Annotated in this window: 17 protein-coding genes; 9 read left to right on the forward strand and 8 right to left on the reverse strand. The window is 45.2% G+C overall.

The window, feature by feature from the left end:
- Positions 1-71: 71 nt before the first annotated feature.
- The gene (gene lepB, locus LFX17_RS07415; protein ID WP_238745871.1) at positions 72-632 is read right to left on the reverse strand and encodes a signal peptidase I; all 561 of its coding nucleotides are present in this window, start codon (positions 630-632) and stop codon (positions 72-74) included.
- A 110-nt stretch (positions 633-742) separates the two neighbouring features.
- Between lepB and LFX17_RS07420 the strand changes: the two genes are divergently transcribed.
- The 3 genes from LFX17_RS07420 to cysK all read left to right on the forward strand — a co-directional run bounded on the left by LFX17_RS07420 (position 743) and on the right by cysK (position 3,494).
- Positions 743-1,285, forward strand: coding sequence for a gamma carbonic anhydrase family protein (locus LFX17_RS07420; protein WP_238729693.1), 543 nt, complete (start codon positions 743-745; stop codon positions 1,283-1,285).
- Positions 1,286-1,348: 63 nt separating this feature from the next.
- Positions 1,349-2,419 (forward strand): hypothetical protein, encoded by a 1,071-nt coding sequence (locus LFX17_RS07425; protein ID WP_238745873.1) that lies wholly within the window; start codon positions 1,349-1,351, stop codon positions 2,417-2,419.
- 145 nt (positions 2,420-2,564) lie between these two features.
- Positions 2,565-3,494 (forward strand): cysteine synthase A, encoded by a 930-nt coding sequence (cysK, locus tag LFX17_RS07430; RefSeq protein ID WP_238729695.1) that lies wholly within the window; start codon positions 2,565-2,567, stop codon positions 3,492-3,494.
- Positions 3,495-3,662: 168 nt separating this feature from the next.
- Here the strand turns inward: cysK and LFX17_RS07435 are convergent, their stop codons facing one another.
- Positions 3,663-4,202, reverse strand: coding sequence for a DUF1564 domain-containing protein (locus LFX17_RS07435; RefSeq protein WP_238729696.1), 540 nt, complete (start codon positions 4,200-4,202; stop codon positions 3,663-3,665).
- Positions 4,203-4,464: 262 nt separating this feature from the next.
- Between LFX17_RS07435 and LFX17_RS07440 the strand changes: the two genes are divergently transcribed.
- From LFX17_RS07440 to LFX17_RS07450, 3 genes are all read left to right on the forward strand, one after another.
- Positions 4,465-5,313 (forward strand): oxygenase MpaB family protein, encoded by an 849-nt coding sequence (locus LFX17_RS07440; protein ID WP_238729697.1) that lies wholly within the window; start codon positions 4,465-4,467, stop codon positions 5,311-5,313.
- 13 nt (positions 5,314-5,326) lie between these two features.
- Positions 5,327-7,189, forward strand: a complete 1,863-nt coding sequence (topA, locus tag LFX17_RS07445; RefSeq protein ID WP_238745875.1) for a type I DNA topoisomerase — start codon at positions 5,327-5,329, stop codon at positions 7,187-7,189.
- A 667-nt stretch (positions 7,190-7,856) separates the two neighbouring features.
- Complete coding sequence (locus tag LFX17_RS07450; protein ID WP_238729699.1) at positions 7,857-8,192, forward strand: LIC10421/LIC12816 family protein; 336 nt, start codon at positions 7,857-7,859, stop codon at positions 8,190-8,192.
- A 219-nt stretch (positions 8,193-8,411) separates the two neighbouring features.
- Here the strand turns inward: LFX17_RS07450 and LFX17_RS07455 are convergent, their stop codons facing one another.
- From LFX17_RS07455 to LFX17_RS07465, 3 genes are all read right to left on the reverse strand, one after another.
- Positions 8,412-8,822 (reverse strand): SRPBCC family protein, encoded by a 411-nt coding sequence (locus LFX17_RS07455; protein WP_238729700.1) that lies wholly within the window; start codon positions 8,820-8,822, stop codon positions 8,412-8,414.
- Positions 8,823-9,006: 184 nt separating this feature from the next.
- Complete coding sequence (locus LFX17_RS07460; protein WP_238745877.1) at positions 9,007-9,798, reverse strand: ABC transporter ATP-binding protein; 792 nt, start codon at positions 9,796-9,798, stop codon at positions 9,007-9,009.
- A 6-nt stretch (positions 9,799-9,804) separates the two neighbouring features.
- Positions 9,805-11,286: an HDOD domain-containing protein gene (locus LFX17_RS07465; RefSeq protein WP_238729702.1), complete on the reverse strand. Its 1,482-nt coding sequence runs from the start codon at positions 11,284-11,286 to the stop codon at positions 9,805-9,807.
- A gap of 123 nt (positions 11,287-11,409) precedes the next feature.
- On the opposite strand from LFX17_RS07465, the gene LFX17_RS07470 reads away from it, so the two are divergent.
- Positions 11,410-11,619 (forward strand): LIC12077 family protein, encoded by a 210-nt coding sequence (locus tag LFX17_RS07470; protein WP_319937012.1) that lies wholly within the window; start codon positions 11,410-11,412, stop codon positions 11,617-11,619.
- 45 nt (positions 11,620-11,664) lie between these two features.
- Positions 11,665-11,946 carry a hypothetical protein gene (locus LFX17_RS07475; RefSeq protein WP_174714601.1) on the forward strand — a complete coding sequence of 94 codons (282 nt, stop codon included), beginning with the start codon at positions 11,665-11,667 and terminating at the stop codon, positions 11,944-11,946.
- 220 nt (positions 11,947-12,166) lie between these two features.
- Here the strand turns inward: LFX17_RS07475 and LFX17_RS07480 are convergent, their stop codons facing one another.
- From LFX17_RS07480 to LFX17_RS07490, 3 genes are all read right to left on the reverse strand, one after another.
- Positions 12,167-13,015 (reverse strand): hypothetical protein, encoded by an 849-nt coding sequence (locus LFX17_RS07480; protein ID WP_238729703.1) that lies wholly within the window; start codon positions 13,013-13,015, stop codon positions 12,167-12,169.
- Positions 13,016-13,103: 88 nt separating this feature from the next.
- A complete protein-coding gene (gene panD / locus LFX17_RS07485; RefSeq protein WP_319937438.1) occupies positions 13,104-13,439 on the reverse strand; it encodes an aspartate 1-decarboxylase in 336 nt (111 codons plus the stop codon).
- Positions 13,440-13,466: 27 nt separating this feature from the next.
- Entirely contained in the window at positions 13,467-14,000 is a 534-nt protein-coding gene (locus LFX17_RS07490) for a type II toxin-antitoxin system antitoxin SocA domain-containing protein (RefSeq protein ID WP_218740089.1), read from the reverse strand.
- Positions 14,001-14,018: 18 nt separating this feature from the next.
- On the opposite strand from LFX17_RS07490, the gene lipB reads away from it, so the two are divergent.
- Positions 14,019-14,672 carry a lipoyl(octanoyl) transferase LipB gene (gene lipB / locus LFX17_RS07495; protein ID WP_135780988.1) on the forward strand — a complete coding sequence of 218 codons (654 nt, stop codon included), beginning with the start codon at positions 14,019-14,021 and terminating at the stop codon, positions 14,670-14,672.
- Positions 14,673-14,704 lie beyond the last annotated feature (32 nt).

Genomic DNA, 14,704 nt, shown 5'->3' on the forward strand with positions numbered 1-14,704 from the left:
AAGTCAAATACTAAAATCGATCGGAGATAAATTAAGAATCTCTATATTAGAATATTGATTTTCCCTAATGATTAAAACGCTTTACCTAGAATGCTCTCGATCGGAACGGGGCCGAAGTCCCGGGAATCAGAGCAGGAATCGCGGTTATCGCAAAGAAGAAAATAATCCCTGTCCTTCAGGATGATCGGTTCTCCGTTGTCTCTTCCGGAAAAACTTGCGGGAAACGGTCCGCGTTTGTCTTCGAACCGTAGCGTAAAACCGTTTCCGGAACCGGAAACGTCTTCCGGGTTGTTGTTCCGAAATAAGACCTTGTTTTTCATCTGAACCGTATCGCCCGGTTTACCGGAGATTCTAGAGAAAACCACCTTTCCTTCCTGGGTTGGATGTTTGACCAAAACCAAATCCCCGAGATACAAATTGGAACGATCCACAAAACGGGAGAAATAAATTCTTTTACCGGGAGCGTAAGAGGGGAGCATTTCGTTCGTATCCAGCGTAAACGGGAAAAAAAGAAAAACTCTCAAAATCACCGCAATCGTCAAGCCGATCAAAAGACCGATTCCCGCTTGTTTGAGGAGAGATTTGATCTTTTCCTTTTTTTCTTTTTCCTGGTTGGAGGAACTTCTACTCATGCGTGCATTCTTTTCCCGGGAAGATTGCGGTCAAAAGAAAATCTTTTTTTTAGACTTGTTTTGAAGACTCCGAGCGGACGATTTGGAAGTAGAGCAGAGAGGAAGAATCGATGAATTCAAATTATCAAATTCTGGAATACATGGGAAAAAAACCGCAGATCCACGAATCCGTTTTTTTAGCGCCCGGTTCTCAGGTGGTCGGGGACGTGGTGATTGGAAAGAATTCTTCCATTTGGTTTCAGACTTTGGTTCGGGGCGACGTGAATTACATTCGAATCGGAGAGAACGTGAACATCCAGGATCTTACGGTCATTCACGTTGCGAGAGACGTCTATCCGGTTGAAATCGGAAATAACGTGTCGATCGGTCACCGAGCTACGATACACGGATGTAAACTCAAGGACAATGCGTTCGTGGGAATGTGCGCGACTTTGATGGACGACGTGGAAGTTGGAGAGTTCGCATTTATCGGAGCGGGCGCGCTCGTAACGCCGGGAAAAAAAATTCCGCCCGGAGTCTTGGTGATGGGATCGCCCGGAAAAATCGTTCGGGACATCACGGATAAGGAACGCGAAATCATCACGAGAACCACGGGTAACTACGTGAAATACAAAGAGAATTATCTGCGAGATCCGTTCTACGCGCGCGTCTAAGGTTTGAGGATAGGAATTGAAAGCCGTATTTCAAGATGATGTCGTAGCTCCGACGGATCACCCATGACGACACAAACGCTACCGGGGGTTTACGTTCGAGGAACCGGGGTGATCGGTTGGCCCTTGGCTTCTCTCCTACTGATCTTACAGGGAAAACTCGGAAAATTTCAGGTTTACGTCGAACCCTATCGACTCAAAAAATCCGAAATTCCGGCGATTCTTTCCTTGGTGGAAAAAGGGGCGATCGTAGTAGATACGGGCGACAACGGAGTTAAAGATTTTTTCCCCGAATTCTTTTCCAAAAAGGAAGCTCTGGAGAATTCTTCCGTTCTTTGCGATTGTTCCCCGCCCGGCGTCGCCGATTCGCGCATCGATGAATACAATACATCCGAATATTCTAAAATACGAATGTTTATCGCGCAAGGGAGCGAGCACAAATTCGGACCTCAGTTCTTATATCCCGACGCGAGAACGTTTTTGGAAAAGGAACTTCCGAAATTTCTGCACGTCGCGACTTGCAACACGCATACGCTCGCCGGTTCTCTTCGATTGCTGATCGACGAATCTCCGCGCGAGTTGGAATCTGTATTGGAAGAAGCGGACTTTCTCGTTATCCGCAGGGACGCGGATATGGCAAAAGACGATCCGCACGTGACCGGACCGCTCCTTGTAAAACCGGAAGCGGAATGGGGGACGCATCACAGTCGATTGTTAAACGAACTCTATTCTCAGATCGGACTTAAGCTGCCTCTGACTTCTTCCTCGGTGACGATCAACTCGCCTTACATGCATTTGGTGAGGTTCCGGTTTCGATTGAAAAAAAAACTTCCGAAAGAAATCGTCCTCAAAAGACTTCAAAACGATCCGTATCTTTCCACGACCGATTTGATTTCAACGAACTCGATCTTTTCTTCGGGGAGGGATCGCGGTCTTTACGGGAGAATTTTTTCGCACGCCGTAATTCCTCTCGGATCTTTGGAAATCTTAGAAAAAGAGATCCGAGGTTACGCCGCCACTCCGGGAGATTCCAACGTGCATTTCTCGACGATTTACGCTGTATTCCGCACGCTCGACCTTGAATTCGGACCCGAAGCGGAATCCTTTCTCCAGAGCATCGTTTTACAGGAAATTTAAAGGGCCTTCAAAAAAGCCGTTTGCTTGTAAAAAGAATCCCCTGGAAAGGATTTTTTTTCTTGAGTATATTTGTTATATTGAAAAAAATGTCTAATATAACAACATCTAAACTCAAAGAATCCTTGGATTAGGCAGGAAAACAGAAATGAAAGCTAAGAGTATTTTAGAAACAATCGGTAATACGCCGCATGTTAAAATCAATCGCTTGTTCAACACTAAGAGCGAGGTCTATGCAAAATTAGAAAGATCCAATCCCGGAGGATCCATTAAGGATCGTATTGCCCTTTCGATGATCGAAGACGCCGAAAAGTCCGGCAAACTCACCAAAGACAGCATCATCGTAGAACCGACTTCCGGAAACACTGGAATCGGATTAGCGCTCGTTGCAGCCGTTAAGGGATACAAGCTTCTCTTAGTAATGCCTGAATCAATGAGTATTGAAAGAAGAAGAATTATGGCAGCGTATGGAGCGGAATTCGAACTGACTCCGAGAGAAAAAGGAATGCCCGGTGCGATCGAAAAAGCGAAACAGATCGTTGCAGAAAATCCGAAAGCATGGATGCCGCAACAGTTCGAAAATGACGCGAACATCAAAGTTCACGTGGAAACCACAGCGCAAGAAATCGCGAACGACTTTCCGGAAGGATTGGACTACGTGATTACCGGCGTTGGAACGGGCGGACACATCACCGGTGTTGCTCAAGTTCTGAAGAAGAAATTCCCGAATCTGAAAGTATTCGCTGTTGAACCGGAAGCTTCTCCCGTAATCTCCGGAGGAAAACCGGGACCACACCCGATTCAAGGGATAGGAGCGGGATTCATTCCTAAAAATCTTCACACGGATCTTCTCGACGGAGTAATCCAAGTCAGCAAAGACGAAGCTTTCTTATATGCTCAAAGAGCCGCTAAGGAAGAAGGCCTTTTTATCGGGGTTTCTTCCGGCGCAGCATTGGCGGCAGTCGCGAAAAAATTACCTGAGATTCCGGAAGGATCTAAAGTGTTAACTTTCTCTTATGATACGGGAGAAAGATATCTTTCCATCGAAGGTCTGTTCCCGGTTCCTGCGAACGCATAAGAATCGTAGATTCGTCTTCTTTCTCGGCGGGATCGCGAGGGGAAGACGAATCAAAAATACATTCGAATTTTTTAATCTATATTTTCTCCGCTTAAAACCTCGGGTGATTCCGGGGTTTTTTCTTTTAGAGATACGAACTGTTGCCGTCTTTGTTTATGACGTTTTTTGTTAATCGGGAAACCATTCCGTATAATTTAAGGCGTAGAATTCACCGTTTGGACTGCAGTGGAGTCTCCGTATGATTCGATTGTTGGGTAGATCTAGGTGGAGGATGTAACTGTAATACCCATGGAGGGTGGGAACTCCCTCGTTCATCGTTCTCACGATAGAATCCCCGACCCTCAATTCCTCCAACAACAGAAGATAATGAAAGAGGTAACAGCGGGACACACCGTGGGCCTGCGCTAAGGCTCCGAATAACGTCCAACTTCCCGGATCGATTCGAACGTTGATCCGTTTCATTTTTGATTTAGCCGAACTCCTCTGATACAAAGTCCGATCCGCCTTCTTTCCTAATCGACTTACGGCCGTTAAATATTTTCCGTAAGTAGACAAAAGAATCGGAATCCGTTTTGAAAGAATTTTCAAATTCTTTTCTCCCAAACGAAGAATGGTTTCTTCCGGAATTAACAAAGTCACCGTTTCCGTTCGCCCTTTTTGCAATGTAGAGCGGATCTCTTGATCCGTATTCAGCGACAGAATGCCCATTGTCCTAAGCGGTTCCATGAGGATTAGAAAGGAGCGCTTTTTTCCTCAAAAAAATCGAAAGAAGAATCTAAACGAAACCTTCGGCAAAAGCGAAGAAGTGCCCAAAAGTATCAGATCGAATTCCCGCAACGCGGAAGCCATTTGTAAACAAATGTTCACTTTAATCACTCGAGTGTAAATCAATCCGTGAAAGTTAGATATCAAACCAAAGGCGACGGGAAAAATTCTTGCGTCGAAATTTCGATTCTTCAAATTGCGGAGAATGTGGAACAGATATGCTGTATTAAACCGAATTCAAACCTTGGACCCGACCAAGGACTATCACCGGATCTCCTTTTTATCCGGGAGTTACGACTTTCCCCGCGACATTGAAATCTCACTTGCATTAGCATTCTTTAAAACGTTTGCGATACCTTCGATCGCTCAGATACTCGATCAAACGAAACAATTCGAAAACTTCGGACAAAAACGATACGACGATACGGCGATTTTGCTCGCGGAATTTTTGGAAAACGGAACGGATTCTCCGAACGGAAGGGAAGCGATTCGCCGCATCAATCAAATCCACAAGGAATATTCGATTTCCAATCAGGATTTCTTATATACTCTAAGCACATTCGTATACGAGCCGGTGCGATGGAATCTTCGTTTCGGATGGAGAAGGGGAAGCCAAAAAGAAAAACTCGCGAACTATCATATGTGGAGAAACGTGGGAAAACTCATGAACATTCAAGACCTTCCGAACGATTACGATTTTTTCGAAAGATGGAGCCGAGAATTCGAAGAGAAACATTTCAAACGAACTCCGGAAAGTGAACGGCTCGGTCGGGCGACACTTAACATTCTTGCGGGAAGAATTCCGAACATCCCTGGAATTCGTCCTTTGATCTTCCACGCTCTTTTCAGTTTGATGGAAGCGCCTCTGCGCGACGCGATGGGTTTTCCTAAACCGAATCGAATCGTAGAAATTCTTACGCTGATCGTTTTTAAGACGAGGGCGTTTTTAATCCGAACCGTAATGCCCCCAAGAACCAAACCTTATCTCGTAACAAAACGGAAAAACCCTACCTATCGAAACGGATATTTGATTGAAAACCTGGGACCGCACTAAACCCTAAGGTTCGGTGTCCTTTCTCCTTATCGTAGAATCTCCTTCCAAAGCAAAAACCATCGGCGGTTATTTAGGCAAAGAATTTAGAATTCTTGCGACTCTAGGACATGTCGCCGATCTTCCCAAGTCGGTTCTCGGACTCGATCTGAAAAATCATTTCGAACCGGAATATACGATTCTTCCCGGAAAGAAAAAAATCCTTACCGAAATCGTAAAAGCAGCCAAAGAATCTGAGAAGGTTTTTCTCGCGACCGACCCCGATCGCGAGGGAGAATTCATCAGCGCTTATATTCGAGATCGGTTGAAAAAGAAATCCAATGTCTTTCGGATTCGTTTTACGGAGATAACCCGAAACGCGATTTTGAATTCTTTGCAAAACCCGGATTCGATTCACGAATCTCTCGTGGACGCGCAAAGGACGAGACGAATCGGCGACCGTTTGATCGGTTATTTCGTAAGCCCCGTTCTCTGGAAAGAGATCGGTCCCGGTTTGTCCGCGGGGAGGGTTCAATCGGTCGCATTGAAATGGATCTGCGACCGGGAAGAGGAGATCCGCAATTTTAAACCGGAAGTATATTATAATATTCTACTATATTGCTTCGATCGAAACGGAATCGAAGGGGTTTTTCAAAGAATCGGCGATCGACTCTTTTCGGTAGAAGCGGCAAATCGGATTCTTGAATCGCTTCAAAAAGAAAAAAATCTCCGCATCCAAGAGAAAAAGGAAACCAAAGGTAAGAATTCTCCCCCGCCTCCATTTCAGACGGCAAGTTTGCAACAGGAAGCGTTTCGAAGATTCCAATACTCCTCCAAAAAGACGATGAGCATCGCGCAAAAATTGTATGAAGGAATGGATCTGGGGAACGGAAAACGGGAAGGTTTGATCACGTATATGAGAACGGATTCCACCCGTTTGAATCCGGATTTCGTTGAGCAAGCGCGGGCTTGGATTACATCTGCGTTCGGCGACGTATTTGCCGGAGGCGCCGGTACCGTCATTACTAACGTCTCTCGCAAACCCAAAAAAGCCGCACCTACAAAACGAATACAAGACGCGCACGAAGCGATTCGCATTACGAATCCGTTCTTAACTCCCGAAAAAACCCGAACGTTTTTGAATAAGGAAGAAGCCTCTCTCTACGAACTCGTCTGGAAACGAACCCTCGCTTCCTTGATGCCGCCGGAAGAATTCTTAAAAACCGAATATACGATTGCAGCCGCGGGCGAAACGTTCTCTTTGGAAACGAAGAAAACGTTGTTTCCCGGATTCAAAAGATTAATCGACATGGAAACGAAGCCGATTCCGGTCTGGGATCGCGGAGAATCGGTTTCACTTTCCAAGGCGGAAAGTGAACGAAAACAAACGGAGCCTCCTTCCCGTTATTCCGAAGGTTCGTTGGTGGCAAAGCTGGAAAAGGAAGGGATTGGACGCCCGTCCACGTATGCGACCGTTTCGGAAACTCTTCTAAAACGAAAATACGTCGATCAAGAAAAGAAATTCTTCTATCCGCTTCCTTTGGGGGAGAAGGTAAATTTTTTTCTGCAAGTCGGGTTCGGCGATCTGTTCCGCGAAAAGTTTACCGCGGACCTCGAATCGGAACTGGATAAGATCGAACGATCCGAATCGGATTCCCTTTCCGTATTAAACCGACTTTGGGCCGATTTGCAGACATCCATTCAAAGCAGCAAATCGGCGGCTCCCGGTTTTCGCAAAGAATGGGCGCAAACCCGTCAAAAGAAGATCGAAACCGGTTGGGGCGTATGTCCCCTCTGCAAAGAAGGTTCTCTTCAAAAAAAGAAAACATCGAAAAAGAAGGAATTCTATCAGTGCAGCCGTTTTCCGGACTGTGAATATGTCAGCTACGAGCTTTCTTGAACCGCTCTTAACGTTTGCCGTGTCGAACAAGAGCTGCAGATTTTAATTCTTTGGGTTTATTTCCTTCTCCCTATCCTAAAAAACAATTCATGCAATGGGAGAATTCTTTATTTTTGAAGCGGATTTTGACGGAGCTGCTTAGTTCTTAGGCGAATGGAAGCATAAGAACTTGTTTCGTCTTTCCGCAAACGAAAGGCAATTCGCAAATTCTTTCTTAATTCTCAAACGATTTCTTTCTTTGTGGAACAGTCGGAACGGAACCTTTCTTTTCATTTGATTTTTCATACGGATAACTGTACAATTTTTCGATAGATCGAGTGAAAACGTTTCGAAACGATCTCGCTGTTTAAGCAACAAGTCGCGTTTCAAAGAGACGTGTTTCGACGTTTCGATCGGTTTGCCGATTTTTTAAAACGGCCGCCCGGATATGCTGAATTCCGCAGTGAAAATAGATTCAAAAATTAGAATATTCTAAAAACAAGGTATTGATTTCGGTTTAAAAAATATTTTTTATCCTTTTTAGAAAAATGTATTTATTTTTTATTCGGAAGACGTCGTATTGGTGATAGTGAAGCGAAAACAATTTCGTTTCACGCAAGGGTTCGGGCGATGAGTTTACCGGATCGAAACAAGCAAAAATAGACAAAAATAAATCGAGGTTTCAATCATGAACACTAACAAAATGATTTCTGTAGTTTCCCTTTTGGGCTTTCTGGCTGCAAGTTCCGTTTTCGCCGTATCGGAGGATGTTGAAGATCAGCTCCTGGAAAAAGCAATCGTAGAAAGTGCAGTTACAAAGGAACAAAAAACCGCCGTGGGTAATTATCTGAGAGCCGTAGCTCAACAGAAAGTTCATAGAGCGGAAGAGTTGAGAGAACTTGCAAACAGATCTACCGGCGGTAAATTTCTTGCGAGCAACGCTCAATCTCAAAAATACATCAAACAAGCACAGAGCTTAGAAAGAGAAAACGCAAGATACCAAGCGATTCTCCAAAGCTTTTAATTTCAAGTTCGACCTTTCATGACTTGCGAAAAGGCGTCCCGAGGACGCCTTTTTTGTTTTTAAGACCACCTTCGGGCCTTCGAATTCGATAAGTCTGATCAAAACCTGATTTTTAGCATAGAACAGGAGCATCGCAAGACTAAAAACGGTCCCAGGTTCGATTTTGATTTTTTCTTTATCGAAGCGGTGCCGCACGGTTTCGGCTTATTTAGAGTCCGTTCAATATTTTCTTTCTAAAAGAGCCTTCAGTTCGTTTAGGTCTTTTTTCACCCAAGCCGCATCTTCCTCGAATTTTTCCTGCGTCATGTTCGGCGTTTTAAACAATGTGAATAGGATTTCGGATCCTTCTCCGTTGGGAAGAATTCTAAGCGGGTTTGCGATCCGATCGGTTTCGTTCAAGATTACGGTGTGATCCAAGATTCCGTAAGGATTCTTGGGTGTAAAGATGGCTTTTAAAGTTCCTTGCGGGGCTTCGATGATCCATTCTTCATTCGGACCGGGTCGGATGGATTTGCAAAGTCCGGATGCCCACTCGGGAAAATTTTTAGGTTCGGATAAGAATTCATACGCGGTTTTCCAAGACACTCCGACGGAAATGCTGACATGTTTTGTTTCGAAGGTGGTTTTCATTGATTCTCCCGAAGTTACGTTCTATGATAAACGATTCGTCCGTAATTCCTATGATTAAAAATAAAACGGTTTTGATTCCATCGGGAAAAGTCGTTCGAAAATCGATCCGCAAAAGGCCGGTTCGAAGACGAATTTCGGATCGAACAATGAACGAATCTGAATCGTTTCAGCTCGCGCTTGATATTCAAGTTCGTTTTGCGATGACGGACCAAGTCCCGTTGATACGATTTACTTGCAGGGAAAGATCGTAGAGTTCGTTCAGATTCTTTTCCGTAAAACATTCTTCGATCGGGCCGGTGTGAACGACCTTGCCTTCTTTGAGCAAAACCGCCTTCGAATAAAACTCGGGAATCTCTTCGGGCCGATGGGTGATATAAAGAGAAGTGAACTTTCTTTTGGAATGGTATTCCTTCAAAAATCCTATAAAATCCTCTCGAGCCGTAAGATCCAGGGAAGAGCAGGGTTCGTCTAAAATCAAGAGATCCGGTTCGCTTACAAGGCTCCGTAGAAACAGAGCCTTCTTCTTTTCTCCGGAGGAAAGCGTCCCGTAAAACTGGTCTTTCTTGGAAATTAAATTCGATTCTTCTAATATACGAAGGGCTTTGGATTCTTCCTCGGGAATCGGGTCGCGATAGTATCCGATCGTATGGAAAAGTCCCGTTAATACGACATCCAATAAGGTAAGTTTTCGTTGGAGGGAATTCTCCTGTTGGGAAGCGTCCAAGATTCCGATCCGTTTGCGAAGGTCTTGGATCGCAGTTTCTCCGTAGGTTTCGTGAAACAATCGGATCGTTCCGGAAGTCGCCCAAATCATCCCGTAGATCAGATTGACCAGCGTGCTTTTTCCGGCTCCGTTTCTTCCGAGAAGAACGCAGTGTTCGTTTTCTTCGATCGAAAAACTGACCCGATCCAGGATCGTTTTTCCGGTGGGTTTGTAACTGACTTCCTCTATGGATAATAAGGAATCGATTTTCAAACGGCTTTAGTTCTCCATTCGCGCGATGTCATACAACTTCCTGAGTTTCTCGCAGGTTTCTTCGAACGTCTTTTTATCCGCGAGATCGTATTTTTGAAGTATGGTTTCGTCTATCGTGAAAAACGAGGCCTTCTTGTCGATACAATCCATCATCATATTGGCGAGATAAACCAGTTCGACTAAGTCGTGATAGACGCTTCCCACCGTCATAAACGGTCTGTGATGGAATTCTATCATCTGAACGAGGTCGGGAGGGAAATCCCATTTTTTTGCAAGAAGGGCGCCTAACGTAGGGTGGGAGATTCCGATGGAGATTTCCTCGAGAATCGTGGAACTTCCGAAATCGCGGTCCTTTTGGTAGTTCGTGAGTTTGACGAAAAGTTTTTGATCCAAGGAAAGAAGGATGAATTTCCCTAAGTCGTGCAGTAACGCGCCGGCTGCGGCGATATCGGCAACCCGAGTCATTCCGCCTCTGCCGGCGATATGACGGATGAAAAAACTGCACATATTCGAATGGTTCCAAACTTCTTGCAGTTTCGCATAACGTCCATCCATGATCTTGCGGACGCCCGAAACGTAGAGAAGGTTGCGCACGTTCTTTAAGCCGACTACCTTTACGGCCTGCACGATCGTGTTGACCTTGTTTCTACTCGCAAAACCCGCCGAGTTGGAAAGTTTCAACAAGTCGACGCTGAGAGCGGGATTCTTTTCGATTTCATGCGCGATGATTCCCAGGTCGGAATCGGGATTGTTGCACAAAGAGATGATTCGAGTAAGAGTATTGGGAAGCGGGGGAAGTCCTTCGATTTCGGCGAGGATCCGCTCCTTCAGTTTGGTGGTGATGTCGATCGGAACGATCTGCTGGGGAACTACGAGTGTGGCCCGCGTCAGTTTTCCGTCCGTATCCACTTTGAACTTGTCCGAACCGATCCCTGAGTTTTTCAAGAGAAGTTGAATCAATACGAGTCCGAGCCCGGCGCTTTCCTGAGAATCGGAAATATCCATGAACGCGTCGGAGAGGTCGTTGTATTTCTTGGCGGACTCGATTCTTTTTTTAATCCGATCCAATTCCTGCGGTAAAAGCGCCGCGTCGTTTTCCACGAGAATGGCGAGACTGTTGTTCACCATCTTCGCACGGAGATGGATCTGAAAACTGCTGTTCAAAAGAATCTCCCGCTGATCGTCCCAGTGATGCGTGATCTCCTCTTGAAAGGTCCGCATCCCTTTCGCGTAGTGATCCGCGTTGTGAATGTCAAGGTTCTTCTTTAAAAAGAAAATCCGCTTCGCGTTCGCCTTGTTGGCGTTCATCAGGATTTCCTTCAGAATCGTGGAAATGACTTCCGTTAAAAAAAGTCTGTCGATCTTTCCGAGTATGTTAAGCAATAAATTATAGAGCTGTTGATGGTCTTCTTCGGATACGAATTTGTATTCGATATCGATGTCTTTTCCGTTTAGGAGAGTGTCTGTTAGTTCCGGTATGTTCAGCATCTGGGGGCCTTTTCCGGTACAATTTTTTCTATGTTTCGCAAATAAATCCAGCCTTTCCGAAAAACCTTGTCCGGGGTCTTTGGTATTCTTTCTTTCAGATCCGGAAGGATGTGGGAGGGAGAAATGGTTGTGGCTAAAGAAACCGAAACTGAAATCGAGCGGCAACTGCGGTATTTTCTGGAAGAGAAGTTGGAAGGAATTCTGGATGAGGCCCGGAAGGTAAAAAAAAGGCGTCAGGAGGTCTTACACGGCAAATTGACTTCCAAACCCGATTCGGAAATCCCTCCAACCGGGGATGTTGCAGAAGAGAGACAGTTGAAGCTTTGGGAATAGGTTGGGTCTCAAAGAATGAGAACATAATAAAAAAGATGGACAGTCCTGGAAGCGATTCTTAGGATTGAACCAATGGACAATAGCTTCTTTTCAGAAAGCGAAAACGGCCAGGGTTTCCCCGTAAAACGGGACATTCTCGATATCATGGATTCATATCGATATATGAATTCTTCCTATTTCTTTGATTTTCTTTCCGATGGACGCTGGGACCACGGTACCGGCTGGATTGAAAAGAATATGAGCGGGGCCGATTGGTCTACGCGTTATGTTCCGGAGAGCATCGAACGCTATAAAAAGCAGACAAAACGTTCTCGAAAATCTCTGTAAGAAATTTCACATCTCTCTTTCGTCTAACGTTCTTAAGTTTAAGGACGTTGGGGTGGCTCTTGATTCGCCCCGATTCTACTTTGATTAACAATCGAGCGTTCGTATTCATTCCGAATACAAACAAGGCCGGCAGAACGATGTGAAAATCATTCGGTGATCTACATCCAAGCGATCGATCGGCGGCGTTTGAGTAACGGCCGCCGTTACAGGGAAGCGAATCTTAATTTAAGAGTCGGATGTTTCCCACATCGATGAATCTTCTGTAAACGAGTTTGTTCTTTTCTTTCAGCGGATTGAAGATCAGAACCACAACCTTATTGTACGTCACGTAACCGGGTCTGTACTCGGTGTAGTGGTGGGACATCAAAGTCGTTTTGTATTTCGCGCTGTAGATCGTATAAGTGTGTTTGCTCAAAGAATCGTGGGATTGTTTCTTTTTCTCATCCTCGGTCTGATCCACGAAGTTGCTCAAAAGAACCTGATCTTTTTTCGGACCTTGTTCTCCAAAGATCGTAAACTCAAGAGCGTTTTCGGGATGATTGGTAAGATACGTGATGGTTTCGGTCAACGCGGGAAGAGACATCTTCACCATCTCGCCGCGAGCGATGCGATCGTCGTAATCCTTCTTCGCTTTGTTGTATCTTTCTTCTCCCCAAACCGCTTTGGACTCGAGTTTTTGAGGCATCAGGTTTTGGAAGTTGATGATAAGAGTGCTGTTCTCTACGTCGTATCCTCTCCATTTAGGAAACGGAACCAGATCCCGTTTTTCCGGATTGACCGCGGTCGATTCGTTTACCGCTAAAATATAAATGGAGAATTTTGCCGGATCGAAATCGCGGTTTTCCATTTCCACCATCACGTCCAGAAATTCTCCCTTACCGTTGTCAGAATGTCTGCGGAAGAAAGAGATGTTCTTCACAGCGAGACGTTCATCGTAATAGGATAGGGGATAATAATCTGTTCCTCCGTCCTTTTTGTTCGGATCGGGTTTTTCTGCGTTCTGGCTAAAGGTCGTATGACCTACGAAAAGAAGTAGCAGGCAAACAGAGATTCTTAAAAAAGATTTCATAGTTATTCTGGTCCGATGGAATTCTTACTAATTTATATCGGCCTTTGAAAGCCGGAAATTAGGTTGGGAAAGTCGTTTTTTGTAAAAATTACCGTTTTCGGTTATTTTCGTCAACGTGAACTACTTTCGGAGAGTAGTCGGCGGGAAGTTCTTTTTCTTCCACTTGGGCATAGGTGATGATGATGACTTTGTCGCCTTTCATCCCGAGTCTTGCGGCCGCTCCGTTCAAACAGATTTCTCCGGAACCGCGTTTTCCCTCGATGATGTAGGTTTCGAAACGGGCGCCGTTGTTTACGTTCACTACGGAAACTTTCTCATATACGCGCATTCCTGCCGCGTCTACGAGATCCATATCTACGGTCAGACTGCCTTCGTAGTTTAGATCCGCGTCCGTGACCGTAGCCCGGTGGATTTTACCTTTCATTACGGTTATCTGCATTTTACGGTCCCGCTATTCGCTAAATAGTACCTTAAAAATTTTACCGGAGATATTTAAAAGCGTTTTCCTCTTGAAAAAGTGAATTTTGGTATTGAGCGTATCCTTGTTGAAGGGAATTTCCGCAAAAAGCGGCGAAATGATGTAGTTTTCGTAGAGATTTGGATATACTCGATTCTCATCATAAACCGCATTTTTGAAGTTTTCCAATACCTTACGGATGATTCTCTTTTCCTGTCGATTGAGGTCGACCGCTTCCTCTCCGGGTTCACCCGTCCAGACGATTTGAAATCCGGAGATCCCTTTTTCCGTCAGTCGGGGTTTGATATCTATTAGACCGTTTTTTCTCAAATGAAGCAACGCTCCCTGAAAATCCAAAGCACAGGGAGAATCCTCCAAGTGGATATAGGTCTGGTTCGTGATGAGCTTTGCATTCTTCTGAAAGTAGACCCCGTCCGCAAAGTAGATCAGTTTGGAAAGGGAGAGGCGGTCTCTTCCGTTCGGAGATTTCTGCAGGATAAAAGAGATGACTTCTAAGAGTTTTTCCATATAAAGAATCTTGTGAGAATGATCGAACCGAAAGGGGAATTTCCGTATCTCCGTTATTTGGAACTGCAGGAAAAACTGCGGAAGTCCAGAAAGGAGTGCATTCTATTTTTGGAACACGCTCCCACGATCACCGGCGGAATCAATTATAATCTAGAGAATCTTCTCTTGGGGAAGGAATTTCTGGAATCTCAGGGAATTCAGATCCATTTTATCCAAAGGGGAGGAGATTTTACGGCGCACGAACCCGGTCAGCTGGTCGTTTATGCGCACGTGGATTTGAAACGCAGGGAACTTTCGATCCGTTCTTATCTGGAGAATCTGCTGGCGGCCGTGATCGACGCCGCTCGTGTCACCTGGGATCTGCGGCTGGTCACCGATCCGGATTCTCCCGGATTGTATCTGGAATCGGACCCGCGCAAAAAGATCTGTTCGATCGGAGTGAACTTCAAATCCTTTTTTACGAGTCACGGAATCGCCTTTAACGTCGACAACGACTTCCGTGCGTTTCGCTGCATCAACCCCTGCGGGAGAAATTGGATGGATATGACGAGCGTAGGGATGCTCGGTTTGGACGCAGGTCAAGCTAAGAAGAACGAATTTATTTCCCGCCTTCGGGAAAATCTGAATTCGTTTCTAAATCCTCGAAAAACTCTCGTTTCCGGCGAAAAGTAAGTCCAGAACCGTTTTTATTCTCAAGAGAAAAC

The organism is Leptospira sanjuanensis (genome assembly GCF_022267375.1).
Classification (GTDB): Bacteria; Spirochaetota; Leptospiria; order Leptospirales; family Leptospiraceae; genus Leptospira; species Leptospira sanjuanensis.